Source organism: Bacteroides sp. AM41-16, from assembly GCF_003603495.1.
GTDB lineage: Bacteria > Bacteroidota > Bacteroidia > Bacteroidales > Bacteroidaceae > Bacteroides > Bacteroides uniformis.
This window is the reverse complement of record NZ_QTNE01000001.1, coordinates 185,885-211,999: the sequence shown is the minus strand read 5'-3', so window position 1 is coordinate 211,999 and position 26,115 is coordinate 185,885. Positions and strand designations below refer to the sequence as shown.

Sequence of the window (26,115 nt, the reverse complement as noted above, 5' to 3'; positions counted from 1 at the left end):
AATAGAGTATATGAATTCAATTAAGATTTGCGTAATCGGTCTCGGTTATGTAGGGCTTCCTTTAGCTCGTCTTTTTTCAACAAAATATTTCACTGTTGGGTTTGATATGAATCGAAAGCGTGTGGATGAATTGATGGCTGGGCACGATTCAACTTTTGAAGTCTCTGATGAATTATTGCAAGATGCTATTAGCAATTATGATTTTGTGTGTACTTCAGACATCAATAGAATTCGTGGATGTAATTTTTATGTGGTTGCAGTGCCCACTCCGGTAGATGCGAATAATCGTCCGGATTTGACACCTTTATGGAGAGCAAGTGAAACAGTTGGTAAAGTCATATCAAAAGGAGATATCGTGGTCTATGAGTCAACGGTTTATCCAGGTGTTACTGAGGAGGAATGTTTGCCTGTAGTAGAACGTGTGTCAGGTCTGAAATTTAATAAGGATTTTTTTGCTGGTTATTCGCCTGAACGTATTAATCCGGGCGATAAAGAACATACGGTTGAGAAGATTAAGAAAGTGACTTCCGGTTCTACGCCTGAAATTGCTGATATTGTGGATAATGTTTATAATTCGGTATTGGTAAACGGTACTCATAAAGCCCCTTCCATAAAAGTAGCAGAGGCATCAAAGATTATAGAAAACTCCCAGCGTGATGTGAATATTGCTTTTATGAATGAGTTGGCGAAAATTTTCAATGCGATGGGGATTGATACCAACGATGTGATAGAGGCTGCTTCATCAAAGTGGAATTTCATTAAGTTGAAGCCGGGTTTGGTTGGTGGTCATTGTATCAGTGTGGACCCTTATTATCTGATTCAAAAAGCGCAAGTATATGGTGTGTTGCCTCGTGTGATGTTTTCTGCCCGTCGCCTGAATGACGGTATGGGTGATTATGTGGGCAACCAGGTGATAAAACTGATGAATAAAAAGGGTGTCTTGGTGAAAGATAGTAATGTATTGATCCTTGGTTTTACGTTTAAAGAAAATTGTCCGGATGTAAGAAATACTAAGATTGTTGACATATATCACACATTGGAGGAATATACCAAGAACATAACGGTTTATGATCCTTGGGCAAATGCAGATAAAGTTGAGCATGAATATGGTGTGCAACTCACTTCATCTTCATTAGAAAGCCTGAAAGGCAAATTCAATGCGGTAATACTTGCTGTTGCACATAAAGAGTTTGTTTCTCTTGATATACGTTCATTCTTGAAGAATGAAAATGGTGTTGTGTATGATGTGAAAGGTATTTTGGATAGGGAGATGATTGATGGAAGATTATAAAAAGGAAATGTTTTAGTTGATATAGACTATTGTAATGCTTTTTTAGAGGATTAAAAAAATTGGGATTAATGGAAAGAAGGTTGTTATCAGTAATCATACCTATGTATAATGCTGAAAAGTTTATTGCTAGTATGATAAAAGCAATACAAAATCAAAGTTATACGAATTTTGAAGTCATAATAGTGGATGATCAATCAACAGATAATAGTGTAGAGGTGGTAAAAAAAATGGTTTCTTATGATTCTCGTTTCCATTTGTTTGTTCGTCCAAATTTATTAATAAAAGGTGCTCAGTCTTGTAGAAATTATGCTATAAATTTTGTGAATGGTACATATCTTATTTATTTAGATGCTGATGATTTGATAGCTTCTTATTGCTTTGAACAACGTGTTGATTACCTTGAAAATCATCCCGAATTAGATTTTGCAGTATTTCCTATGATAGGATTTAAAAAACAATTGATGGATGTAGATACTATTTTGTATGGTTATAGAGAAAATGGTAATGACATTTCTAATTTGGTTAGACGCACATTACCTTTTGTTGTTGTTACGAATATATATAGATTAGATTTTATAAGAGAAAATAGCATTGAGTGGGATATAAAGTTAAAATCGTTCCAAGATTCTGATTTTAATTTATCAGTTATTGCTGTTGGAGGCAAATATTGTTATTCAAACTTAAAGCCTGATTATTATTATAGGATTTCTGGTAATGAGCACTCTATATCTAAAAAAATTATTACTTCAGTTCATGTTGATTCGCATATTTATTTTTTTGAGAAGCAATTTAATCGGTTACATAATGGTAATCTATATGAAAATGATTTTTTAGTATTTTCAGATTTACTGTTTAAAATATTCTCTTTTAATATGAATTATAGTAATATTAAAAAACTTCTTTCTTGTTCGTTCTACTTAAAACATCCTTTTGTTCGATTTAAGTTGGTTTTAATAGCATGGATAAAAAATAAAATGAATATTTCAAATAAGCTATTTATAAATCTTTCTCTTATGCTATTGTGCCCTATCTATGAGCTTAGATTTCGTCTCGTCTATATTAAATGGTATAGATATCAGTATAAGAGTTGTAGAACATTGATAGACAAGATGTGTAATGAAAAAAATAATTAATCCTTTTTATTTATATATTTATGTTTTTGTAATTATTTTGATGTTATATTCATTGCATTGGTCTATTCTTTTACCTGATTTGTCAATAGAGTTAATAGTCTTTTTGTTGATAACATTTATTCTATCTCTAATTTATGGTCTGCATATTCAAAAATGTAGGAAGTCTTTTTTTTCAAATCCATTTGATGTTTCGATAAATGTTAACAGGAGAGTTGTGTTATTGGGAATATTATATGTATTAGAGTTTTTATATGCTAAACGGTTACCTTTATTAGAGATTTTATTGGGCACGGAAGGATTTGTTCATTTTGGAGGAATTCCGACAATTCATGTACTTCTTGTTACTTATACAGTGTTCTTCAGTACTTTTATATTTCATAGACTAATTTGCAATTTTAGTCGAAAACTTTTGTATAATTTCCTTATAATAGCTTTTTTCCCTCCTTTACTGATGGTAAATAGAGGTATGCTTTTCACGATTTTTTTTGCATGTTTATTTGTGTATCTTTTTTCATTAAAAGCATTTAAACGAAAAATATTGATTTATTGTATTATTAGTATATCCTTGGCATTATACCTTTTCAGTATCATAGGTAGTGTACGTATTAATGACGATGAGAATAGTACAGTATTTGTCGCTTTTACACAGCCAACTGATGATTTCGAATCATTAGGCATATCTAATATGTTTCTTTGGCCATACATGTATATAGCTTCTCCTATTGGTAATCTTCAAAATTGTATTGATATATATCAGCCTACGGGATCATTTTCTACTTTTTTTTGGAAGTGTATATGTCCTGATTTTATTTCAAAACATTTTTATAAGTCTGAATTAGAATCACCTCCTTTGATTTCCCCAGTTTTTAATGTGTCTACTATGTATACTGATGCTTATGCACAACTTGGATACTTGGGTATGGGGATATTATTTGTTATGCAAACATTTGTATTGTATACTGTACTCTTGGCTTTTAGTGCTAAAAAAAATCCATATTATACAACGACTGTAAGTTTATCTTGTTCGGTCGTAATATTAAATGCATTTGCTAATATGTGGACTTTTTCTGCGATTTCATTTCCTATAATTTGGGGACCTATTAGTTATTTTTTACGAAAGATTAGATGGTAGCAATTGTTATAGTGAATTATAATGGCAGTGTTGATACATTAACTTGTATTGAGTCCTTGCTAAAATCGAGTTATACAGATTATCGCATAATAGTCGTTGATAATGCTTCAACTCCTGATTCATTGAATATTCTTAGAATGGGATTAGAAAAGTATGGGAGTTTTGAATCAAAAAATGGAAAAATAGTTTATTTTAATGGATTTGTTACTCTTATTCTTTCTAGTAGAAATTGTGGTTTTGCGGGCGGAAATAATATAGGTGTCAAATATGCTGTCGATACTCTGAAACAATTAAAATACATTTGGTTATTAAATAATGATACAACTGTTAAACCGAATACATTATATTGTTTAGTTAATTACATGAGTAATGCAGATGTTCAATTAGGTATTTTAGGAAATAAACTATTGTTTTTAGATGATCCTACAAAAATTCAAGCAATTGGAGGTGTATATAATAAATGGTTTGCACGTTGTAAACATATTGGGGCTTATGAAACGGATAGAGGTCAATACGATAATCCAATACCAGTAATGGACTATGTGGTAGGAGCGTCCATGTTTGTTAGAAAAACATTTATTGAGGAGGTTGGATATATGTCAGAAGACTATTTTTTATATTTTGAAGAATTGGATTGGATTCTTCGAGGTAAAGCTTGTGGTTGGAATATAGGATATATTCCAGAAGCCATAGTTTTCCATAAAGAAGGGGGGAGTACAAAAGAAAAAGGGATAATGATTAGTGAATTTGCAGATATCTGTCAGTTAAAAAATCGTATTCTTTTTACGAAAAGATTTTATCCTTTGTGTTTGATATCTGTATTGCCGATGTGTGCGTTTACTATCTTATTACGCTTAATTAATGGGCGCATTTCACGTTCAAAAGTATTATTCAAAGAATATATAAGAGTAATTCTTAATTTATTTTTAAACAGATGAGTAATAGCCTTTTTCATATTTATGCTGGTACACAAGGTTCTGCAGGTCTATATATTAATGAGATAATTAAAGCTCTTGATTTAGCTAATATAAAGCAAAATGCATTTGTCAGCTATTATTATCCGTTTAAAAATGGAAAAAAAATTTTTTATCGTTTTACGGATTTAGCAGCAGGAAAGAAGAAAACTAAGTATAGGCCGTATATTAGATATGTAGAATTAATTTGTGGCTTACTTATCATTTTTTTTGAAGCTCTATTTAAACGTCCTCGATATATAAATTACTCTCTTAATTCTTCATACCTTCCAGAATATGCTTTTTTGGTTTTAATAAAAAAAATGTTGAAAATAAAACTCATAATAACTTGTCACGATGTGGTGCCTTTTGCAAACTCATATTTAAATATTTCAAAGGAAAATAGTCGGCGTGCTTATTTGTTGAATATGGCTGATTTCTTGTTGGTACATAATGAAAATTCAATAGTAGATTTGATGCAATATTATCAGATAAAGCCTTCAAAAATAATTTGCCATCCTTTTCCTATTATGGATTTAAATCCGTGGATAAAGGCAGATATAACAAAAACAATAGATTTCCTTTTTATTGGCCATTTAAGATGTGAAAAAGGGATAAATATATTATTGGAATCGTGGGAAAAATTTAGCAGTTTATATCCTGAAGCTAATTTATATGTTGTAGGGAATAATCCACCAAATTCAGGTATTGATGTTACTAAGTATAAGAAGTATAATATAAAGTTTGTTCTTCATTATGTAGATGATGCTGTTTATGCACAATATATAGCATCGGCGAAATGTGTAATACTTCCGTATTTAAGAGGAACTAATAGCGGAATACCTTCATCTGTATATTCATTAGGGTCTGACTTGATAGTATCTGATATTCCTATGTTTAAAAATAATCCATTGATTGGCAAAGAATCTTATTTTGAATGTGGCAATAGTAACTCTTTATTTGAAAAAATGTGTTCTTTTTATAAAGAGTTACATAAGGAAACTTCTATTAAAAAAGAAAGGATAGATTCATATAGGCAATCATTTAATAATCAGGTCGTGCAATTATATTCTCAATTATTGAATAAATAATAGTATTTTTATATGTCCATCTTCAAAGATAAAGTCCTCCTTATCACCGGAGGCACCGGATCTTTTGGTAATGCCGTATTGCGTCGTTTTCTTGATAGTGACATCAAAGAGATCCGTATTTTTAGCCGTGACGAGAAAAAGCAGGATGACATGCGTCATCACCTGCAAAATTCCAAAGTAAAATTTTACATTGGTAATGTCCGTGACCGCCAGTCTGTGGACGGTGCCATGATGGGAGTGGATTATGTGTTTTCCGCCGCCGCCTTGAAGCAGGTTCCCAGCTGCGAGTTCTTCCCGTTGCAGGCTGTGCAGACCAATGTGATCGGTACGGACAATGTACTGGAATCCGCCATAGCGCATGGTGTAAAGAATGTGGTGGTGCTTTCTACCGACAAGGCCGCCTATCCCATCAATGCCATGGGCATCAGCAAGGCCATGATGGAGAAGGTTGCCATAGCCAAGGGCCGTGCGTTGGGTGAGGAAGCCGGTACGACCATCTGCTGTACCCGTTACGGCAATGTGATGGCAAGCCGCGGTTCTGTAATACCGTTGTGGGTGGAGCAGATAAAGAACGGCAGGCCCATTACGGTAACGGACCCCAACATGACCCGCTTCATGATGACGCTGGACGATGCCGTGGATCTGGTAATCTATGCGTTTGAGCACGGGCATAACGGTGACCTGTTCGTGCAGAAGGCTCCTGCCGCCACCTTGGATATACTGGCGCAGGCCTTGAAGGAAACATACGCGCAGGTTGATCCGAAATACGGTGAGACGGAGGTGAAGACCATCGGCACGCGCCACGGCGAGAAACTGTATGAGACACTGGTAACCCGCGAAGAGATGGCAAAGGCTGTCGACATGGGCGACTACTACCGCATTCCCTGCGACACCCGTGACCTGAACTATGACAAGTTCTTCACGGAAGGCAATGAGGATATTGCCCGTATAGAGGACTATCACAGCCATAACACCGCCCGCCTGGATGTGGAGGGCATGAAAAAGCTTCTTTTGAAACTCCGTTTCATCCGCGAAGACCTCGGGATGGAGGAAAAGGCGAAGAGCGCGGAAATCAAGAGTGAATAGTATAGCCATTGTTAACTTTTCCATCCTATCCAATCCCATTAGTTTATGAAAATCTTAGTAACCGGCGCCCGAGGGTTTGTCGGCCGGAACCTTGTATCCCAGCTGCACAACATCCGTGACGGGAAAGCCCGTAATTACGGCATTGCAGGTGAGGAACTTACCATCTACGAATATGACATGGACAGTGACTCTGCCGAACTGGATGTCTATTGCAGACAGGCTGACTTTGTCTTCAATCTGGCGGGCGTGAACCGTCCCCAGGATGCGTCTGAGTTTATGAAAGGGAACTTCGGCTTCGCCTCCACGCTGCTTGATACATTGAAGAAGCACGGCAATACCTGTCCGGTAATGATTTCCTCTTCCACGCAGGCCGCACTCGACAACCCTTACGGTGAATCGAAGCGGGCAGGGGAGCAACTGTTGTTCGAGTACTCCAGGGAAACGGGTGCAAAGGTACTGGTGTACCGCTTCCCGAATGTTTTCGGCAAATGGTGTCGCCCCAACTATAACAGCGCGGTGGCCACTTTCTGCAATAACATCGCCCATGACTTGCCCATCCGGGTAAACGACCCTTCGGTGGTGATGCATCTGGTTTACATAGACGATGTGGTGGACGAGCTTATCTCTGCCCTGAGCGGCAGGGAACACCGCAACGGTGATTATTGCGAAGTGCCCGTGGTGCATACCATTACCTTGGGCGGCATTGTGGAACTGATAAGGTCTTTCAGGCAAATGCCCGGTACCTTGTCCGTCCCGGATTTGAGCGATGCCTTTACAAAGAAACTCTATTCCACATACCTCTCATACCTGCCTGAAGAACGGTTCAGCTATCCCCTGAAGATGAATGTGGACGACCGCGGCAGTTTTACAGAGATTATCCGTACTTCCGACCGCGGGCAGTTCTCGGTGAACATCTCCAAGCCGGGCGTTACGAAAGGCCAGCACTGGCACCATACCAAGAACGAGAAGTTTGTGGTGGTGAGCGGACATGGTCTGATACAGCTCCGCAAGATAGGTACGGAGGAAATTGTCAGCTTCGAGGTAAACGGCGGGAGGATGGAGGTCGTGGAGATGATTCCCGGCTATACGCACAACATTGTCAACCTTTCGGAAACGGAAGACCTGGTGACCTTCATGTGGTGCAACGAGTGTTTCGACCCGGCACGTCCGGACACTTATTTTGAAAAAGTCTGAAACGAGTTAAAGAATATAGGAACAGATGGATATAAAATTGGATTATTCGCAAGTCAGGTTTCAGGAGAACGGCAGACTGAAACTTCTGATTATAGTGGGCACCCGTCCGGAAATCATCCGCCTGGCGGCTGTCATCAACAAATGCCGCAGTTATTTTGACTGTCTTCTGGCCCACACCGGCCAGAATTACGACTATAACCTGAACGGTGTCTTCTTCCGTGACCTGAAGCTGAAAGACCCCGATGTGTATATGGATGCCGTCGGCGATGACCTCGGTGCCACGATGGGGAATATTATCAACGCCGGCTACAAGCTGATGGTGCAGGTGAAACCTGATGCCGTGCTGGTGTTGGGAGACACGAACTCCTGCCTGAGCGTGATAGGTGCGAAACGTCTGCATATCCCCATCTTCCATATGGAGGCAGGCAACCGCTGCTTTGACGAGTGCCTGCCTGAGGAGACCAACCGCCGTATTGTGGACGTCATTTCCGATGTGAACCTCTGCTATTCGGAGCATGCCCGCAGATACCTGAACGCTTCGGGCGTGGCGAAAGAACGTACATACGTAACCGGTTCGCCCATGGCGGAAGTCCTGCATGAGAATTTATCCGAAATAGAGTCCAGCGATATTCATCAGAGATTGCATCTCCAGAAAGGTAAATACATCCTGCTTTCCGCGCATCGGGAAGAGAACATTGACACGGAGAAGAACTTCCTGTCTCTTTTCAGCGCGGTTAACGCTATGGCCGAGAAATATGACATGCCCATACTTTACAGTTGTCATCCTCGTAGCAGGAAACGTCTGGAATCAAGCGGCTTTGCACTTGACAGACGTGTGATTCAGCATGAACCTCTCGGTTTCCACGACTACAACTGCCTGCAGATGAACGCCTATGCCGTTGTGAGTGACAGCGGTACCCTGCCTGAGGAGAGCAGTTTCTTCACTTCTGTGGGGCATCCTTTCCCTGCTGTATGCATCCGTACCAGTACGGAGCGTCCCGAGGCTCTTGACAAGGGTATCTTTGTCCTTGCCGGCATTGATGGCAAATCCTTGCTTCAGGCTGTAGATACTGCCGTGGAGATGAATAGGAATGGGGATCACGGTCTGCCGGTGCCCAATTATACGGATGAGAATGTATCGGCCAAGGTCGTGAAGATAATTCAGAGCTATACGGGGGTGGTGAACAAGATGGTTTGGAGAAAATTCTGAAAACGCAATGTCTTCTAAAAGAGTGTGGGTTGTTTCTGAAATATATTATCCAGTAAAAACTTCTACGGGATATTACATGACTGAAATAGCCGAATATCTGGCAGCTAGAGCTATGGACGTGCATGTGTTATGTACTGGGTCTGTATATAATAATGGCGAAAAGCGGTCACGCTTGAATGAGGAATCACGCAATGGAGTAAAGGTTCATAGGGTATATGTACCCAATATTGATAAGAACAACTTCGTAAAAAGAACTCTTAGGTTGTCGTTGTCCAGTTTGTTGCTGTTCGGCAAAATACTAAAGCTGGTAAGGAATGGAGATGAGGTCCTGGTGGTAACCAATCCTGCTTTTCTAATACTGATGATGCCACTTGTTGCATGGATAAAAGGCGTTTCATATAAGATTCTCGTACATGATATATTTCCTGAAAATTTGGTGGCCATAAAGCGTCTGTCTTCTTCCTCCTTCATTTACAAAAGTCTGAAAAGGGTATTTGATGCCGCTTATTCTAAAGCTGTACTTTGTATTTCGATAGGCAGGGATATGAGTGAGGTGTTGAAAAAAAAAATAGGGGATGCTTCCAAAATCTGTTTTATACCTATTTGGGCTGAGAATGGAGTGGTCTTTCCTATGGATAAAGCAGGTACCCGGATTTGTTCATCCTTGAGGTTGCAGGACAGATTTGTATTTCAGTTTGCAGGGAATTTGGGCTATGCCCAAGGTATAGATAATCTGCTGGAAGCTATAGGACTCATTAAAAATGATAACATTCATTTCCTATTCATAGGTGATGGTGCCAAGGCTGGTGACATAGTGTCATATATGAAAAAAGGGACACATAAGAATGTATCCTTGTTGGGTTTCCAGGATCGTGCGAATCAGAATGATTTCTTGAATGCTTGTGATATTGGCATTGTGACTTTATCTGATGGGATGTACGGTTTGGGGGTTCCTTCCAAATCATATAATATAATGGCAAGCGGCAAGCCTATGCTATTTATCGGTGACAGACAGTCGGAGATTGCTTTATGCATTGAAGAATATTCGTTGGGCTGGGTTGTAGAGCCGGATAATCCTAAAATGCTGGCCCGTATGATAGAGCATATCTATTCTAATAGGACATGTCTGTCCGCAATGCAAAACAATGCGAAAACGGTGGCGGATACTGTTTTTGCAAAAGAACGGATACTGGAAAAGTATTATAGACTGTTGAGCTAAGATAACCTATTCATTTTATGAAGCTTTTATTTACCGGAGCCTCAGGTTTTTTGGGTAATGGCATACGTTCCCTTTTGGATAGAATGTATACTGTTGCAACTGTAGGACTGCTATCGCAGAATGACTATACTGTAAATATAGCCAATGAGATTCCTGAATTACATGAACGGTATGATATTATACTCCATGCTGCAGGAAAAGCCCATTCTGTGCCCAGAAGTGAAGCCGAGAAACAGATGTTTTTTGATGTGAATTTACAGGGTACAAAGAATCTCTGTGCTGCATTGGAAAAAGTTGGAGTACCGAGAGTATTTATTTTTATTTCCACGGTGGCAGTTTACGGTTGTGCTTATGGCGAGAATATTACGGAAGACCATCCTTTGAATGGAGACACACCATACGCCATGAGTAAGCGTCTTGCGGAGGAATATCTGCAAAAGTGGTGTTACGAACATAATGTCATTTTAGGCATAATCCGTCCTTCCTTGATTGCCGGTCCCAACCCTCCGGGAAATCTGGGGGCTATGATTTATGGTATCCGCAGTGGGAAATACCTCAGTATTGCTGGCAGTCAGGCACGAAAGAGTGTATTGATGGTGCAGGATATTGCAAAATTAGTTCCTCTGTTGGCAGAAAAGGGAGGCATCTACAATGTATGTGACAGTCATCACCCGACTTTCAGAGAACTTGAGACTACTATTTGCAGGCAACTGGATAAGAAATTGCCTTTATCAATACCGTACTGGGTGGCTAAATGCATGGCTTTGGCAGGTGATTGCTTGGGAAGGAAAGCTCCAATCAATTCCTTGAAGTTAGATAAGATTACGAAATCCTTGACTTTCAGTAATGAAAAGGCGATACGTGAATTGGGATGGAAGCCGACCAATGTGTTGGAAAACTTCAATATAGAATGAATGTATATTTAGGTGTCTTATTGATAGGGCTGGGTATTGTATCTTTAGGATTTACATGTATTCAGCTCTGGTTTTACTGGATAATCAAAAACGGATGATGTATTATTTAATGGTTTTGGTTCTGCTGTTTTTGGCAGAACTTTTTTATTTTAGAGTGGCTGATAGGTACAATATCATCGACAAGCCCAATGAGCGGAGTTCCCATACGAAAGTGACTTTACGCGGTGGTGGGATTATTTTCTATTTCGGAGCGTTGGCCTATTTCCTGACGAGTGGCTTTGAATATCCCTGGTTCCTGCTTGCCTTGACACTGGTGACGTTCATCAGCTTCGTGGACGATATAAAATCCACCGGACAGATGACAAGGCTGCTTTTTCATTTCTCTGCTATGGCTATGATGTTTTATCAGTGGGGACTTTTCTCCTTGTCCTGGTGGTGGATAGTCATAGCCTTGATAGTCTGTACGGGCATCATCAATGCCTACAACTTTATGGATGGCATTAACGGCATAACCGGTGGTTATTCTCTGGTTATTCTTGCTGCGTTGGCCTATATCAATAAGGAGGTGGTTACTTTTGTGGAAGCGGATTTCATCTATACCGTTATCTGTTCCGTTCTAGTCTTCTGTTTCTTCAATTTCCGCAAGCGTGCTAAATGCTTTGCCGGTGATGTGGGGTCGGTGAGCATTGCCTTTATCCTTCTTTTCCTGATAGGCAGGCTCATCATTGAAACGGAAGATTTCAGTTGGATAGTCCTTTTATCCGTTTATGGTGTGGATAGTGTACTGACTATCATTCACCGCCTGATGCTTCATGAGAATATCGGGCTGCCGCATCGCAAACATCTGTATCAGATTATGGCGAATGAGCTGAAGATTCCTCATGTCATAGTCTCTCTGGCCTATATGACAATACAGACTTTTATAATAGTAGGATATATTTATTACCAACAGTATGGCTATATCTTCTTGATAGGGTGTATCTTACTATTGAGCGTAATATACGTACTCTTCATGAAAAAGTATTTTTCAAGACATATCTCTTGAATTACTTTCCCATTACCAAAAGTAATCTTTAATCGGGATATTGGAGTATTGCTTTCCGAATCATTGGTTACTTGGTACAGTTTCTTTGCTGCTTCAAGAAATCTTGGAAATAATGTTCCCCACTGGTTGTTGACAACAATTTTTGTTCCGTCTGCCAATAAAATAACTTCATCAGGCTTAAGAAAGTAACGTTTCTTTAAATCGGGATGAGATTTGATTTTTTCTTGGACTTCTATCAAGGTACGTATTACACCTAATACTTTCAAATTATAGTCATAAAAAATGAATCGGGCGGTGTACAATAAAAACAAATAGTCCCGGATTCTTTGTCAAGAATCCGGGACTATTTGTTTTTATCGTTTTTGAGGGGCTTTACTTAGCCGGCTTCAACCATTTGTCCAGCCATTCAAAGAAGGTACGTTGCCACAGCACGCCATTCTGAGGTTTCAGTACCCAGTGGTTTTCGTCCGGATAGATAAGCAGTTCGGCAGGAACGCCACGCATCACGGCTGCATCGAAGGCGGCCATTGCCTGGTTGGCAAGAATGCGGAAGTCCTTCTCTCCGTGGATGCAGAGGATAGGGGTGTCCCATTTGTCGACGAAGAGATGCGGGGAGTTGGCAAAAGTGCGTTGTGCCGTAGCGTTGTTCTTTTCCCAATAAGCGCCGCCCATATCCCAGTTGGCAAACCATTTCTCTTCCGTTTCCAGATATTGCATTTCCATGTTGAAGATACCGTCGTGTGCGATGAATGCCTTGAAGCGTTTGTCATGGTGTCCGGCAAGCCAATATACGGAGAAACCTCCGAAGCTGGCACCTACGCAACCCAGGCGGTCTTTGTCGACGAAAGGTTCTTTCGCCATTTCGTCAATGGCAGTGAAGTAGTCCTTCATGCACTGGCCGCCATAATCACCGCTGATGGCTTCGTTCCACTCTACACCGAAGCCCGGAAGACCACGACGGTTGGGAGCTACGATGATATAGTCGTTTGCCGCCATAATCTGGAAATTCCAACGGTAGCTCCAGAACTGGCTGACGGGACTCTGAGGACCGCCTTCACAGAAGAGGAGGGTGGGGTACTTCTTGTTAGGGTCGAACTGCGGAGGATAAATCACCCAGGTCAGCATCTGCTTGCCGTCGGTGGTCTTCATCCAGCGGGCTTCCACTTTACCCATTTCCAGCTGGTCGTAAATCTGCTTGTTTTCTGTGGTCAGTTGCACTGCTTCTGCAAAAGCGTCGCCGTTACGTGCACTGTTTACGGCATAGATTTCGTCGCCCATGCTCATGGAATGGCGTTTGGCGATAATCTTGTCTCCGCAAAGGGCAAGCGAAGCATAGTCGTACATGCCGTCGGTGAGCTGGGTAAGCTTGTCGTTTCCGGCAAGGTCGATGTTGTAAATCTGTGTCTCGCCATGCCATACACCGATGAAGTAGATGCTCTGGGAATCTTTGTTCCACAAGAAGGCGTCCACGTTCGATTCGAAAGCTTTGCTTACAAAACGTTTCTCACCGGTCTCGAGGTTCATGATAAACAAGCGGTTCAAGTCGGCTTCGTAGCCGTCACGTTCCATGCTCTGCCAGGCGATGTATTTGCCGTCGGGAGAGTATTGGGGATTCGTATCATATCCCTTGTTTTCTTCCGTGATGTTTTTGGTTTCCTTGGAGGCAAGGTCGTAGATATAAATGTCGGAGTTGGTGGAAATGGCATACGCCAGTCCGGTTTTCTTACGGCATGTATAGGCCACCTTATCAGAAGACGGGCTCCATGCCAGCTGCTCGATACCGCCCCAGGGCTTCATCGGGCTTTCGTATGGCTCTCCCTCAAGAATATCAGTGACATTGCTGATGGCATTGCCGTCGAAATCAGCAACAAACGGATGGGGAGCAGTAGTCACCCATTCATCCCAATGCTTGTACATCAGGTCGGTAACGATGATGCCGGTGGCTTTAGGAAGGTCCGGATGTTTGTCTGCCGTACTCTTCACGGTCTTTACCTGGGCAATGAAAAGGAGTTTCTTGCCGTCGGGCGAGAAAGAGAACCCTTCGATGTCTCCTTCGTATTGGGTCAGCTGCTTGCGTCCGCTGCCGTCGGGATTCATTTCCCATACCTGGCTGCTGCCGCTTTCGTTGCAAAGGAAGGCAAGCTTCTTGCCGTCCTTGAACCATGTGGGCTGTTCTTCTTGCCAGGCGTCATGCGTTATCTGGGTATTGTCACTACCGTCGGCATTCATGACGAAGACTTCGCTGTTACTCTTGTTCTGGGGCACGCTGTAATAGGATACCGTGTAGGCAATTTGCTTTTCGTCGGGAGATACGGCTACACTGCCGATACGTCCCATCGCCCAGAGTGCCTCGGGTGTCATACGCTTTCCTTCAATCTTGATGTCCGACCGCTGGATGAGCGCTGCTGCGTCCTGCTGCTGTCCGGCATCTTTTGTTCCTCCGCAGGAGGCCAATGTCATGGCTGCTGACATAAGTAGTAGATTTACTTGTTTCATATATGTTTTTTGTTTCGGTTATTTCAATGCAAAGATACTAAATTTTCCTTCCTTGCCAATTCCCACGTTTGATATATAGCCAGCAGAAAATGAGAATAAAGCTGGAATAAACCATTTCCGAGGTCCAGCAAATGGCCACGTCGAGTTGCAGAATCAGAATAATGTAGGTGATATAGGCTGTGTAGATGACCAGCGTTGCCAGCTCCATGCCCAATGCAGTACGCGTATTGCCGGTTCCGGAAACTGCCTGGAAATAGACATTGGCAGGAACCAGGAACAGATAGGTGGAGCACATCACCCAAAGCGAATGCACGGCAGCATCCTGCAGGTCGGGTATGTCGGTATAAATTCCCAGAATCAGCTTGGGGAACAGCGCGAAAAGCAATGCCAGCGGAAGTACGAAAACGTAGGCTATGCGTACATGTTGCCGGATAGTGCCTGCCACGCAATCGGAGTGGCCTGCACCGATGAGGTTGCTGACCAATGAACCGCAGGTAGAGGCAAATGCCATGAGTACCATGAACAGTATGCCGGACACATTGCGGACAATGTTGGTCACTGCCAGCGAGCGCTCTCCCAGATGCTCCACATAAAGGAAGAACAAGAACCAGGTGGAGAGGGAGAAGAAATTCTGTATCATGGTCCAGAAAGAGACGTTCAGCATCCGTTTCAATACGTCCAGCCGGAACTTCGGAATACGGTCCAGCCCGTACTTGCGGCAGTCAATACGGCTACGGGTATAGAGGATGAAGAATAACAGCGAAACCAGCTCGGCCAATGAGGAGCCGATGGCGGCTCCGGCAATGCCGAGTGCAGGAAAACCGAATTTACCGAAAATCAGGATATAGTTGAATACAACATTGCTCAACACCATGACGATAGAGTTCAGTGTCAGTGTCTTGGTCTGGGTGGTTCCCAAGAAAAAGGCACGGAACATGACTGCGCTGAACGAGAAGAAGGCACCGAATACACGCCAATGCAGGTAGCTGGTGGCTGCTTCGTAGATATGTTCCGAAGCGACGATGCGTTTCAGGATAATCGGTGAGAAACAATAGGATAGCAGGAACATGACTGCCGCCATTCCGACTTGGAAATAGATGCCCTGATAGAACAAGTCACCGATTTCCTTATACTGCCGTTCGCCGTTGCGCCGGGCAATGAGTATCTGTGCCCCGATGCTGAAACCGAAGGCAACCATGAAGATGACCATATAGAAGACACCGGCGATGGCAGATGCTCCCAGCTCGACTTCGCCCACACGCCCGAGGAAGGCGGTGTCCGTCATACCTATCATCTGCTCCATAAGGAGGCTGATTAGGATAGGGTAGGCTATGAGCCAGATTTGTTTGTAAGTGTATTTAGTCTGCATAATTTAGAGTCTGTGAATTTTTTCGTTGGTGTAAGGATAAGAAAGCCGGGCAAATGTCATTGTCCGGCTTTCTGCAAAAGAATATCTTGAACGGTAGTCTTACTACTTTTTGTTCTGTTTTTCTTTCATCATCTGTTCCTGCTGTTTCTGCATGGCTTCCAGACGGGCGGCGAAACCGGTTTTCTTCATCTTCTTCGGGTCTTTCTTGTTGGCTTCCAACTGGGCAAGAAGGGCTTCCTCATTGGTTGTCTTGCGCATGATGAGCGTTGTTACCACACTGACTAACGTAGAGATGAAGTAGTAATAGTTCAATCCCGAAGGATAGTCGTTCAATATGAAGAGGAACATGATAGGCATCAGGTATGACATCCACTTCATGGCAGCCATCTGCGGATTGGCACCCGTATCCTGTTGCTGCATCATGTACTTCGTGTTCAATATGTTGGTAACCGTCATCAGCAGGCAGAACAAGCTGAGGTGGCTTCCCAGGAACGGGATATGGAACGGGAAGTTGATGAACGCATCGTAAGTGGAAAGGTCGTCTGCCCACAAGAAGCTCTGCTGGCGGAGTTCAATGGCACTCGGCACGAACATGAACAAGGCCATCAAGATAGGGAACTGTATCAGCATCGGCAGACATCCGCCCATCGGACTGACTCCGTACTGGCTGTAGAGGCCCATCACTTCCTGCTGCTTCTTCATGGCATCTTCCTGCTTGGGGTACTTCTTGTTTATCTCGTCGATTTTCGGTTTCAGTACGCGCATCTTGGCGGATGACATGTAGGTTTTCCACGTTGCGGGGAATACTACAGCTTTTACGATTAACGTCATGAACAACAGTACGATACCCATGCTCAACCCCCAACTGGACAACCAGTCGAAGATGTTGATGGTGAACCATTTGTTTATCCAGCGGATGAGCGGCCAGCCCAGATAGACCAGACGGTTCAGCTCCCACTTCTCGTCACGCCCCTTGTCGAGTGCGGTCAGAGTCTTGTAGTGATTGGGGCCGAAGTAGAAGAACAGCTGGGTAGGTTCCTTGCCGGCAGGGTCGAACTTCGTGCTCATCTCCGCAGAATAGTCCTTGATGTAGCCGCTGCCTTGAGTCTCCATCTTGGAACTCAGTTTGGTCTTTTCAAAGTCGGCATCTGCCAAAAATACTGAAGAGAAGAACTGGTTCTTGAAAGCAATCCAGTCCAGGCGTTCCGGAACTTCCTTTTCGTCGTTCTTGTTGGCGGACAGATAATCGGTACCCTCTCCGGTGATTTTGTAAGTCAGTTCAGCCAGACGGTTCTCGTAGGTGTAACCCTTCTCTATCTGACGGGCACGCTGAGACCACTCGATGTCCACATAATTGTTGGTAGCCGCCAGCTTACCTTCCATATTGACTGCCTGAATAGTAAAGTCTATCAGGTATGTGTCATTGTGCATGCGATATGTAAAGTCGATATAGCTGTTGCTGTCTGCCGACAAACGCATGGTGACGGTACTGTCCGTACGGTTTACTGCGGTGAAATAATAGTCTTCCGTCTGGATAGTCTCTTTCTTGTTGTAAAAGAGGAAATTCATGGAAGCGTCATTGCCGCTGAACAGTGTGACGGGGGTCGTCTTGTCTTGTCCCATGTATTCCTTCAGTGTGACCGAAGCTATGCGTCCGCCTTTTGTATCTACGGTTATTTCTGCCAGGTTGTTCTGGATGGTTACCTGCGAGTTGGTTCCTTGACGGGCGTCGAAGAAGAGGGCAGTGGAGTCAACGCTTGCTTCCGCTCCACTTTCGTTGGCCAGGGCTGCTTCTGCCTTGGCTTTCAAGTCAGCCTCGCGCTGTTGCACCTGGGCTATGGAGTCGTAGTAACGTTGCTGTGCTTCCAACTGCTCCTGGCTGGGACGGCTCAGAAAGCTGAAACCTACTAACAATATCGCTATCAGAACAAGACCTGTGATGGTATTTTTATCCATTCTTTGTTGATTACAAATTACTTATTACAAATTATTTATTTTCGTTTTCATTTTCGATGGCGGCCTTCACGAATGCTACGAACAGTGGGTGCGGATGCAATACCGTACTGCTGTATTCGGGATGGAACTGGGTACCGACAAACCACTTCAATGCGGGAATCTCAACAATTTCCACCAGGTCCGATTCGGGGTTTATACCCACACACTTCATGCCTGCTGCTTCGTAGGCCTCCTTGAAGCTGTTGTTGAATTCGTAGCGGTGGCGGTGACGTTCCTGGATATGCTCGGTACCGTATGCCTCGTATGCCTTGCTGCCTTTCTGCAGAACACATTCGTAGGCACCCAGACGCATGGTTCCACCCATATTGGTGATGGACTTCTGCTCTTCCATGATGTCGATGACATTGTGTGGTGTCTTTTCGTCCATCTCGCGTGAGTTGGCATCGGCATAACCCAGTACGTTACGGGCAAATTCGATGGCGATACACTGCATACCCAGACAGATACCGAAGGTGGGGATGTCGTGTGTACGCGCATATTTGATGGCTACGAACTTGCCGGCAACGCCGCGTTCGCCGAATCCCGGACCGATAAGTACGCCTGCCATGCCTTTCAGGGCTTCTGCCACATTCTCGTCAGTCAGCTTTTCACTGTTCACGAAGTCTACCGATACCTTGCGGTCATTGTAGGTTCCTGCTTGTGAAAGGGCCTCGCGGATGGACTTGTAGGCATCCTGCAAGTCATATTTGCCCACCAATGCGATGTGCAGCGGGGCAGTCTCTTCGGCTTTGTGACGGCGTTCGAGGAAAGCGCGCCACGGTCCCAGTCCCGGAGTGTCGCCGACGGGAAGTCCCATTTTCTTCAAAATGGTAACGTCTAGTCCCTGGCTCTGCATCAAGATGGGCACCTCGTAGATGGTAGGCGCGTCGATGCTTTGCACCACGGCATTCTCGTCCACATTGCAGAACAGAGCCACTTTCTTGCGCAGGGTGGTACTCAACTCATGTTCCGTACGCAGTACGAGGACATCGGGTTGGATACCGGCACTTTGCAGTTCCTTTACGGAGTGCTGGGTGGGCTTGGTCTTCAGCTCACCGGCAGCTGCCAGGTAGGGGACATAAGTAAGGTGTACGCACAAGGCGTCTTTTCCCAGTTCCCACTTCAGCTGACGGATGCTTTCCAGATAGGGCAGAGACTCGATGTCACCCACTGTACCGCCAATCTCGGTAATAACAAAGTCGAATTTGTATTTGTTTCCCAGCAGTTTTACATTACGCTTGATTTCGTCTGTAATATGGGGAATAACCTGGATGGTCTTTCCCAGATAGTCACCCCGGCGCTCTTTGTCGATGACGCTTTTGTAGATGCGTCCGGTCGTGATATTGTTGGCCTTGGTGGTCTGGATGCCCAGGAAGCGTTCGTAATGGCCCAAATCGAGGTCGGCTTCGTGGCCATCCACGGTAACGTAGCATTCGCCGTGTTCATAAGGGTTCAGTGTACCCGGGTCGATGTTGATGTACGGGTCAAACTTCTGGATGGTTACCTTGTAACCTCTTGCTTGCAGCAATTTACCGATGGAGGATGAGATGATACCTTTACCTAATGAAGAGGCAACACCACCGGTGACGAAAATATACTTTGTTTCTCCCACAACTATATTATTTTATTAATTGTTTAATCTAATGCCAAGAGCCTATACGGCTTGTCGTTCAGGGTGCGCACTGCTCCCGTCAGTACACGTAGAACTTAAAAAGCGCAAAATTATAAAAAAAAGAGGAAGTAGAGAAAGTTTCGATGAAACAATTATTAAAAAATACGATTTCATCGAAGAAAGTCCTTCTTGCCTTTTTCTTATGGCTTTTCTATGTTTTCTAAACATTTTAAGCTAAATTTGCGCTCGAAACATAGACTTTAGGGCATTATGAAGAATAGACACATTGCATTTTGGTTAATTGCTACGATGATTTCTTCGTCGGTGATGGCACAGAATACGCTGGATACCGCCTCGAAGAACAGTGGACAGGAAACAACTGCCAAAGCCGACACCTTGCCGGATATAATGAAAGAATACATGATTCTGAAATTGAAACCGGAAGGTATGGGGTACAGGCTGGATACTGTTTCCATATTATATGAAAGGTATATCGGAGTGCTGGATTATTTGAATGACCCCACGACTCCGGAGCGTTATATACCTTCCAATCCGAACTACTATAGGTTGTTCCTTCCCCTTACCTATTATTATGCCCCCATGAGACGCCTTTCCAAGGTGGACTGGCATTTCCAGGTGCCTGATACGGTGCCTGCCCTGACGCGCGAGATGTTGCCGTTCGACACACTGAGTTTCACCTCAAAGGACCGAGCCAACAAACTGGTGGACCGTACGCTGCTGAACACGTATGTGAATTGTCCCAATCTGGTTGTAATGACCGAGAAGGAGGTGATGAAAGGGAAGATATTCAAGGATAATATAGAGAAGGAGGCTTCTTCCAAGCCGTCCGTCGTGAAACTGTTTGCACAAGAGAATATGGTGGGAGTGAAGGAGGAAGCCGACGTGATTATCCACAAGCCCAACTGGTGGGTGACGGGTGGAAACGGTTCATTGCAGATTACCCAGAACTATATCTCCGACAACTGGTACAAGGGAGGTGAGAGCACTAACGCCGTGCTTGCCAACCTGCAACTGTTTGCCAACTATAATGACCGTGAAAAGGTGCAGTGGGAAAATCTGCTCGATGCCAAGCTGGGCTTCAGCTCCGCACCTTCCGACGAGTTTCATAACTATCTGGTAAGTACCGACCAACTCCGGCTGTACAGTAAACTGGGTATTCAGGCTGCGTCCAAGTGGTATTATACCATCACGACTGAGTTTAAGACCCAGTTCTGCAATGGCTACAAGGCCAACAGTGAAGAGCTGGTTTCGGCTTTCTTTGCTCCGGCGGACTGGTCGAGCAGTATCGGTATGGACTACAAGTTGAAGAAGCAGAAATTCAGCTTGTCCGTTTTCATGGCTCCGCTGACGTACATGCTGCGCTATGTAGGAAATAAGGGGGTGAATGAAGTGAGTTTCGGTCTTGATGAGGGCAAATGCGTGAAGCATAACTTCGGTTCGCAGATACAGCCTACACTTTCATGGACCATCATTCCTTCCATCACGCTGGATTCCCGCTTGGACTTCCAGACCAGTTATGAGTGGACACGTATTGAATGGGAAAACACGGTGAACTTTGTGCTGAACCGCTATCTTTCCACCAAGCTCTATGTGCACGCCCGCTATGACGACAGTGCCAAGCCGACGGAAGGGGACAGCTATTTTCAGGTAAAAGAATTGCTCAGTTTCGGTATCAATTATAAATGGTAAATAAACAAATGGTCTGTTCGGAGTGAACAGATTATCTGTTTTGGTTAGTCAGACGGTCTGTTTTTCCTTGACAGACCGTCTGTTTTTTGTCTTTTTGTAGTCTGTGGCAGGTGAAAAAACATAAAAACATAGAAAAAGCACGTTTACGAACACAGAAAATGCATAGGAAAGGTTTGCAGTTCACAAATAATGCGTAAATTTGCCGTGATTTGTAATGCACACTTTGCAAAATGGCGAATACTATAAAACATCAAGGTATTGTGGAAAACATAAACGGTTCTCATCTCCAAGTGAGAATCATCCAGACTTCAGCGTGCGCTTCGTGTAGTGTCAAGGGGCATTGTACCTCTGCGGATACGAAAGAGAAACTTGTCGATGTGGCCGATGCCAATGCCGCATCCTACCAGCCCGGTGACCGTGTATGGGTGACGGGCGAACTTTCAATGGGAGTGATGGCAGTTCTGTTTGCCTTTATATTTCCTTTCCTTATTCTGATAATTTCACTGTTTGTCTTTATGGCTATCTGGAATGACGAGCTGCGTTCTGCACTTTGTTCGCTGGCACTTCTTATACCTTATTATTATATATTGTGGCTGAACAAGTCGCGGATGGGTAAGAAGTTCTCATTCTCCGTACGACCGATGAACTAACTAATAATAAAACAAATAATTAATAAACAACTAATTTATGAATGTAATTCTGATTGCAGTGATTTCATTGGGAGTTATAGCGCTGGTATCGGCCGCTATTCTTTACGTGGCTTCCAAGAAATTCGCCGTGTATGAAGATCCGCGGATTGCCCAGGTAGCAGAGGTGCTTCCCCAGGCAAATTGCGGTGGATGTGGTTACCCCGGTTGTAGCGGATTTGCAGATGCTTGCGTAAAGGCAGGTTCGCTGGATGGTAAACTTTGTCCGGTGGGTGGACAGCCCGTCATGACAAAGATTGCCGAGATTCTGGGCTTGGATGCCGCTGCTGCCGAACCTATGGTTGCGGTGGTGAGATGTAATGGAACTTGTGCCAACCGTCCTCGTGTGAACCAATACGATGGCGCCAAGAGTTGTGCCATTGCGGCTTCTCTCTATGGTGGTGAAACGGGTTGTAGTTATGGCTGTCTGGGATGCGGCGACTGTGTGGCTGCCTGCCAGTTCGATGCTATCCACATGAATCCGGAGACCGGACTTCCCGAAGTGGATGAGGAAAAGTGTACGGCTTGTGGAGCTTGTGCCAAGGCTTGTCCGAAATCTATTATTGAAATCCGTCCTCAAGGCAAGAAATCACGTCGTATTTACGTACAGTGTGTAAACAAGGACAAGGGGGCCGTAGCACGCAAGGCTTGTACCGTGGCATGTATCGGTTGCGGCAAGTGTGTGAAGGTTTGTCCGTTCGAGGCTATCACGCTGGAAAACAATCTGGCTTACATTGACCCCAATAAGTGTAAATCCTGTCGCAAGTGCGAGGAAGCTTGTCCGCAAAACACAATCATTGCCCTCAACTTCCCGCCGCGCAAACCGAAGGCTGACGATGCAGCTCCCCAAGTAAAGGTTGCAGCTCCTAATGCTGAGGTTGAGACTCCCAAAGCAGAGGTTTAGACTTCCCAAGTTGAGGTATGAATTAATAAAGTAAATAAACGACTAAAAATACAGAATTGTATGTTGAAGACATTTTCAATTGGTGGAGTCCATCCACACGAAAATAAACTTTCAGCACATCAGCCTATCATCAAGGCAGAGATTCCGGCCAAGGCCGCTATCTTGCTGGGACAGCACATCGGTGCTCCTGCCAAGCCTATCGTTGCCAAAGGTGATGTTGTGAAAGTGGGTACAAAGATTGCCGAGCCCGGCGGTTTTGTATCAGCAGCCATTCATTCGTCTGTCAGCGGGAAAGTCGCTAAGATTGACACGATTGTCGATGCCAGCGGTTACGCCAAGCCTGCTATATTCATTGACGTAGAAGGGGATGAATGGGAAGAATCCATTGACCGTTCCGAAACGTTGGTGAAGGAATGCAGTCTGACTTCCGAGGAAATCGTGAAGAAAATTGCCGATGCCGGTATCGTAGGTCTGGGCGGTGCATGCTTCCCTACGCAGGTCAAGTTGTGTCCTCCTCCTGCATTCAAGGCAGAGTGTGTCATCATCAACGCCGTAGAGTGCGAACCGTATCTGACTGCCGACCATCAGCTGATGCTGGAACATGCGGAAGAAATTATGGTAGGTGTATCCATTCTGATGAAAGCGGTAAAGGTGAACAAGGCGTTCATCGGCATTGAGAACAACAAGCCCGATGCCATCCAGCTGATGACGAAAGTCGCTTCCAGCTATGCAGGTATCGAGGTGGTACCCTTGAAGGTGCAATATCCGCAGGGTGGTGAAAAACAGTTGATTGATGCTGTCATCAGTCGCCAGGTTGCAGCCGGTGCGCTGCCTATCTCCACGGGAGCTGTGGTGCAGAATGTGGGTACCGCATTTGCCGTTTACCAGGCCGTACAGAAGAACAAACCTCTGTTTGAGCGTGTCATTACCGTGACTGGTAAGTCGTTGGCAAAGCCGTCCAATTTCCTGGCACGTATCGGTACGCCGATGAAGCAGCTGATTGAAGCTTGCGGCGGTCTGCCCGAAGATACGGGTAAGATTATCGGCGGTGGCCCGATGATGGGTAAAGCTCTGGTAAATACGGATGTACCGACAGCCAAAGGAAGCTCCGGTATTCTGATTATGAACGAGAAGGAAGCCAAGCGCGGCGAAGTACAGCCTTGTATCCGTTGTGCCAAGTGCGTGGGAGCCTGCCCGATGGGGTTGGAGCCGTATCTGCTGGCTACCGTTTCGGCCCACGGAGATTTTGAAAGAGTAGAGAAAGAAGACATTATGTCGTGTATAGAATGCGGTTCATGCCAGTTCACTTGTCCTTCCAACCGTCCGATGCTGGATTATATCCGCTTGGGTAAGGGTAAGGTAGGAGCGATGATCCGTGCACGTCAAGCTAAAAAATAACGAAGTATGAATAAATTAATCGTATCCCTTTCGCCCCACGTTCACGGCGGTGACAGCGTGAAGAAGAATATGTACGGTGTGCTTATCGCATTGATTCCGGCATTCCTTGTTTCGCTTTACTTTTTCGGACTGGGTGCGCTGATTGTTACGGCCACTTCCGTAGCAGCCTGCTTGTTCTTTGAATGGGCCATCGGCAAATTCCTCATGAAAAAAGAGACCACAACCATCACCGACGGCTCTGCCATCATTACCGGTGTGTTGCTGGCCTTTAACCTGCCTTCCAACCTGCCCATCTGGATTATCATCCTTGGTGCCTTGTTTGCCATCGGGGTAGGCAAGATGTCCTTCGGAGGTTTGGGTTGCAATCCCTTTAACCCTGCACTGGCAGGACGTGTATTCCTGTTGCTTTCATTCCCCGTGCAGATGACGACATGGCCGGCTGTAGGCCAGTTGACAGCCTATACGGATGCCACGACGGCTGCTACGCCGCTGGCTATTATGAAAGGTGTCATCAATGGTGCTCCGGGCATGTCCCTGAGCGACCTTCCGGGAGCTTTCGACCTTCTGATAGGTAATAATGGAGGATGTCTCGGTGAGGTGAGTGCCTTGGCGCTGCTGCTTGGTTTGTTCTACATGTTGTGGAAGAAAATCATCACCTGGCACATTCCGGTATCTATTCTGGTGACGGTATTCGTGTTCTCCGGTATCATGTATCTGGTCAATCCGGAACTTTATGTATCCCCGGTCGTACAGTTGTTGTCCGGTGGTCTGATGCTGGGTGCTGTCTTTATGGCTACGGACTACGTGACTTCTCCGATGAGCCACAAAGGTATGCTGATTTATGGTGTTTGCATCGGCCTACTGACTGTCATCATCCGTCTGTTCGGTGCATATCCGGAGGGTATGTCGTTTGCCATTCTGATTATGAATGCGTTCACTCCGCTCATCAACACCTATGTTAAACCTAAACGCTTTGGGGAGGTAGCGAAGAAGAAATGAAAAAGTTAGAATCATCCTTGAAGAATATGTTGCTGGTACTTACGGGCGTTACCGCAATCTCCGTAGCGTTGCTGGCTTATGTAAACGAATTGACGAAGGAGCCCATTGCGCAGGCCAATGCAAAGACCTTGAGCGATGCCGTAAGTGCGGTGGTTCCGGGCTTCGACAATGACCCCATCGCCGAGAAGAAGATGCAGGAAGTAAACGGAGTACAGTATTCTGTATATCCTGCCACCAAAGGCGGAGAATATATCGGAGCTGCTGTGGAAGCTGTTGCCATGGGTTTTGGCGGTGAGCTGAAAGTGTTGGTCGGTTTCGATGCTGAAGGCAAAATCATCGACTACTCCTTGTTGTCGCATGTGGAAACTCCGGGGTTGGGTTCCAAGGCTGCCGACTGGTTCAAGAAAGGCAATAAAGGTGACATCACCGGCATGAATCCGGGTGAAGCTGCATTGACAGTGAGCAAGGACGGTGGTAAAGTAGATGCCATTACAGCGTCTACCATCACCTCACGTGCTTTTTTGAATGCAGTGAATGCGGCTTATGCTGCCTATGCCGGTCAGGAAACTGCCGACGGCACTACCGGCGCTACTCAAAAGAATGTTGAACAACCTGCTGATTCCGCAGCTCCCGAAGCTGTGGATACACTCAGCGCTAAATGAGAAAGGAGTAGAAGAT

The 26,115-nt window shown here is 44.5% G+C and carries 21 protein-coding genes; 17 read left to right on the top strand and 4 right to left on the bottom strand.

Annotated elements, in window-relative coordinates:
- Window positions 1-10: 10 nt before the first annotated feature.
- From DW896_RS01125 to DW896_RS01075, 11 genes are all read left to right on the top strand, one after another.
- The gene (locus DW896_RS01125; protein ID WP_009038507.1) at window positions 11-1,291 is read left to right on the top strand and encodes a nucleotide sugar dehydrogenase; all 1,281 of its coding nucleotides are present in this window, start codon (window positions 11-13) and stop codon (window positions 1,289-1,291) included.
- Window positions 1,292-1,359: 68 nt separating this feature from the next.
- Window positions 1,360-2,424, top strand: a complete 1,065-nt coding sequence (locus DW896_RS01120; RefSeq protein WP_117652763.1) for a glycosyltransferase family A protein — start codon at window positions 1,360-1,362, stop codon at window positions 2,422-2,424.
- Window positions 2,408-3,556: an oligosaccharide repeat unit polymerase gene (locus tag DW896_RS01115; protein ID WP_009038505.1), complete on the top strand. Its 1,149-nt coding sequence runs from the start codon at window positions 2,408-2,410 to the stop codon at window positions 3,554-3,556. The genes DW896_RS01120 and DW896_RS01115 overlap by 17 nt, the downstream gene beginning before the upstream one ends.
- Window positions 3,550-4,494: a glycosyltransferase family 2 protein gene (locus tag DW896_RS01110; protein ID WP_009038504.1), complete on the top strand. Its 945-nt coding sequence runs from the start codon at window positions 3,550-3,552 to the stop codon at window positions 4,492-4,494. The genes DW896_RS01115 and DW896_RS01110 overlap by 7 nt, the downstream gene beginning before the upstream one ends.
- Window positions 4,491-5,600: a glycosyltransferase gene (locus DW896_RS01105; RefSeq protein ID WP_009038503.1), complete on the top strand. Its 1,110-nt coding sequence runs from the start codon at window positions 4,491-4,493 to the stop codon at window positions 5,598-5,600. The genes DW896_RS01110 and DW896_RS01105 overlap by 4 nt, the downstream gene beginning before the upstream one ends.
- A gap of 12 nt (window positions 5,601-5,612) precedes the next feature.
- Window positions 5,613-6,686 carry a polysaccharide biosynthesis protein gene (locus DW896_RS01100; RefSeq protein ID WP_009038502.1) on the top strand — a complete coding sequence of 358 codons (1,074 nt, stop codon included), beginning with the start codon at window positions 5,613-5,615 and terminating at the stop codon, window positions 6,684-6,686.
- Window positions 6,687-6,731: 45 nt separating this feature from the next.
- A complete protein-coding gene (locus tag DW896_RS01095; protein WP_009038501.1) occupies window positions 6,732-7,880 on the top strand; it encodes a capsular polysaccharide biosynthesis protein CapF in 1,149 nt (382 codons plus the stop codon).
- 25 nt (window positions 7,881-7,905) lie between these two features.
- Window positions 7,906-9,090, top strand: a complete 1,185-nt coding sequence (gene wecB, locus DW896_RS01090; protein ID WP_009038500.1) for a non-hydrolyzing UDP-N-acetylglucosamine 2-epimerase — start codon at window positions 7,906-7,908, stop codon at window positions 9,088-9,090.
- A gap of 7 nt (window positions 9,091-9,097) precedes the next feature.
- Complete coding sequence (locus DW896_RS01085; RefSeq protein ID WP_117652762.1) at window positions 9,098-10,309, top strand: glycosyltransferase family 4 protein; 1,212 nt, start codon at window positions 9,098-9,100, stop codon at window positions 10,307-10,309.
- Between the two features lie 17 nt (window positions 10,310-10,326).
- Window positions 10,327-11,223, top strand: coding sequence for an NAD(P)-dependent oxidoreductase (locus tag DW896_RS01080; protein WP_009038498.1), 897 nt, complete (start codon window positions 10,327-10,329; stop codon window positions 11,221-11,223).
- Between the two features lie 97 nt (window positions 11,224-11,320).
- Complete coding sequence (locus DW896_RS01075) at window positions 11,321-12,268, top strand: glycosyltransferase family 4 protein (RefSeq protein WP_034529847.1); 948 nt, start codon at window positions 11,321-11,323, stop codon at window positions 12,266-12,268.
- 372 nt (window positions 12,269-12,640) lie between these two features.
- Here DW896_RS01075 and DW896_RS01070 read toward each other — a convergent pair whose 3' ends face one another.
- From DW896_RS01070 to DW896_RS01055, 4 genes are all read right to left on the bottom strand, one after another.
- Window positions 12,641-14,764 carry a S9 family peptidase gene (locus DW896_RS01070; RefSeq protein ID WP_119992728.1) on the bottom strand — a complete coding sequence of 708 codons (2,124 nt, stop codon included), beginning with the start codon at window positions 14,762-14,764 and terminating at the stop codon, window positions 12,641-12,643.
- 37 nt (window positions 14,765-14,801) lie between these two features.
- Window positions 14,802-16,133: an MATE family efflux transporter gene (locus DW896_RS01065; protein WP_057087615.1), complete on the bottom strand. Its 1,332-nt coding sequence runs from the start codon at window positions 16,131-16,133 to the stop codon at window positions 14,802-14,804.
- 102 nt (window positions 16,134-16,235) lie between these two features.
- The gene (yidC, locus tag DW896_RS01060) at window positions 16,236-18,089 is read right to left on the bottom strand and encodes a membrane protein insertase YidC (RefSeq protein ID WP_119992726.1); all 1,854 of its coding nucleotides are present in this window, start codon (window positions 18,087-18,089) and stop codon (window positions 16,236-16,238) included.
- Between the two features lie 31 nt (window positions 18,090-18,120).
- Complete coding sequence (locus DW896_RS01055; protein WP_119992724.1) at window positions 18,121-19,740, bottom strand: CTP synthase; 1,620 nt, start codon at window positions 19,738-19,740, stop codon at window positions 18,121-18,123.
- A gap of 270 nt (window positions 19,741-20,010) precedes the next feature.
- On the opposite strand from DW896_RS01055, the gene DW896_RS01045 reads away from it, so the two are divergent.
- The 6 genes from DW896_RS01045 (at window position 20,011) to DW896_RS01020 (ending at window position 26,099) form a co-directional block, all read left to right on the top strand.
- Window positions 20,011-21,450 (top strand): DUF3078 domain-containing protein, encoded by a 1,440-nt coding sequence (locus tag DW896_RS01045; RefSeq protein ID WP_009038495.1) that lies wholly within the window; start codon window positions 20,011-20,013, stop codon window positions 21,448-21,450.
- A 230-nt stretch (window positions 21,451-21,680) separates the two neighbouring features.
- Window positions 21,681-22,100, top strand: coding sequence for a SoxR reducing system RseC family protein (locus DW896_RS01040; protein ID WP_005836985.1), 420 nt, complete (start codon window positions 21,681-21,683; stop codon window positions 22,098-22,100).
- A 37-nt stretch (window positions 22,101-22,137) separates the two neighbouring features.
- Window positions 22,138-23,040, top strand: coding sequence for a Fe-S cluster domain-containing protein (locus DW896_RS01035; RefSeq protein WP_117878096.1), 903 nt, complete (start codon window positions 22,138-22,140; stop codon window positions 23,038-23,040).
- A 60-nt stretch (window positions 23,041-23,100) separates the two neighbouring features.
- The gene (gene rsxC / locus DW896_RS01030; protein WP_005829145.1) at window positions 23,101-24,438 is read left to right on the top strand and encodes an electron transport complex subunit RsxC; all 1,338 of its coding nucleotides are present in this window, start codon (window positions 23,101-23,103) and stop codon (window positions 24,436-24,438) included.
- Between the two features lie 6 nt (window positions 24,439-24,444).
- Complete coding sequence (locus DW896_RS01025; RefSeq protein ID WP_005829143.1) at window positions 24,445-25,437, top strand: RnfABCDGE type electron transport complex subunit D; 993 nt, start codon at window positions 24,445-24,447, stop codon at window positions 25,435-25,437.
- Window positions 25,434-26,099: an RnfABCDGE type electron transport complex subunit G gene (locus tag DW896_RS01020; RefSeq protein WP_005829140.1), complete on the top strand. Its 666-nt coding sequence runs from the start codon at window positions 25,434-25,436 to the stop codon at window positions 26,097-26,099. Before DW896_RS01025 ends, DW896_RS01020 begins: the two co-directional genes overlap by 4 nt.
- The last annotated feature ends 16 nt before the right edge of the window (window positions 26,100-26,115 follow it).

Bases quoted from the DNA above. Each gene is read 5' to 3' on its own strand.
- DW896_RS01025 (WP_005829143.1), top strand. From the start codon at position 24,445: ATGAATAAATTAATCGTATCCCTTTCGCCCCACGTTCACGGCGGTGAC.
- DW896_RS01095 (WP_009038501.1), top strand. From the start codon at position 6,732: ATGAAAATCTTAGTAACCGGCGCCCGAGGGTTTGTCGGCCGGAACCTT.
- DW896_RS01065 (WP_057087615.1), bottom strand. From the start codon at position 16,133: ATGCAGACTAAATACACTTACAAACAAATCTGGCTCATAGCCTACCCT.
- wecB (WP_009038500.1), top strand. From the start codon at position 7,906: ATGGATATAAAATTGGATTATTCGCAAGTCAGGTTTCAGGAGAACGGC.
- DW896_RS01110 (WP_009038504.1), top strand. From the start codon at position 3,550: ATGGTAGCAATTGTTATAGTGAATTATAATGGCAGTGTTGATACATTA.
- DW896_RS01080 (WP_009038498.1), top strand. From the start codon at position 10,327: ATGAAGCTTTTATTTACCGGAGCCTCAGGTTTTTTGGGTAATGGCATA.
- yidC (WP_119992726.1), bottom strand. From the start codon at position 18,089: ATGGATAAAAATACCATCACAGGTCTTGTTCTGATAGCGATATTGTTA.
- DW896_RS01115 (WP_009038505.1), top strand. From the start codon at position 2,408: ATGAAAAAAATAATTAATCCTTTTTATTTATATATTTATGTTTTTGTA.
- DW896_RS01040 (WP_005836985.1), top strand. From the start codon at position 21,681: ATGGCGAATACTATAAAACATCAAGGTATTGTGGAAAACATAAACGGT.
- DW896_RS01125 (WP_009038507.1), top strand. From the start codon at position 11: ATGAATTCAATTAAGATTTGCGTAATCGGTCTCGGTTATGTAGGGCTT.
- DW896_RS01070 (WP_119992728.1), bottom strand. From the start codon at position 14,764: ATGAAACAAGTAAATCTACTACTTATGTCAGCAGCCATGACATTGGCC.
- DW896_RS01020 (WP_005829140.1), top strand. From the start codon at position 25,434: ATGAAAAAGTTAGAATCATCCTTGAAGAATATGTTGCTGGTACTTACG.
- DW896_RS01075 (WP_034529847.1), top strand. From the start codon at position 11,321: ATGTATTATTTAATGGTTTTGGTTCTGCTGTTTTTGGCAGAACTTTTT.
- DW896_RS01085 (WP_117652762.1), top strand. From the start codon at position 9,098: ATGTCTTCTAAAAGAGTGTGGGTTGTTTCTGAAATATATTATCCAGTA.
- DW896_RS01045 (WP_009038495.1), top strand. From the start codon at position 20,011: ATGAAGAATAGACACATTGCATTTTGGTTAATTGCTACGATGATTTCT.
- DW896_RS01105 (WP_009038503.1), top strand. From the start codon at position 4,491: ATGAGTAATAGCCTTTTTCATATTTATGCTGGTACACAAGGTTCTGCA.
- DW896_RS01100 (WP_009038502.1), top strand. From the start codon at position 5,613: ATGTCCATCTTCAAAGATAAAGTCCTCCTTATCACCGGAGGCACCGGA.
- DW896_RS01120 (WP_117652763.1), top strand. From the start codon at position 1,360: ATGGAAAGAAGGTTGTTATCAGTAATCATACCTATGTATAATGCTGAA.
- DW896_RS01035 (WP_117878096.1), top strand. From the start codon at position 22,138: ATGAATGTAATTCTGATTGCAGTGATTTCATTGGGAGTTATAGCGCTG.
- rsxC (WP_005829145.1), top strand. From the start codon at position 23,101: ATGTTGAAGACATTTTCAATTGGTGGAGTCCATCCACACGAAAATAAA.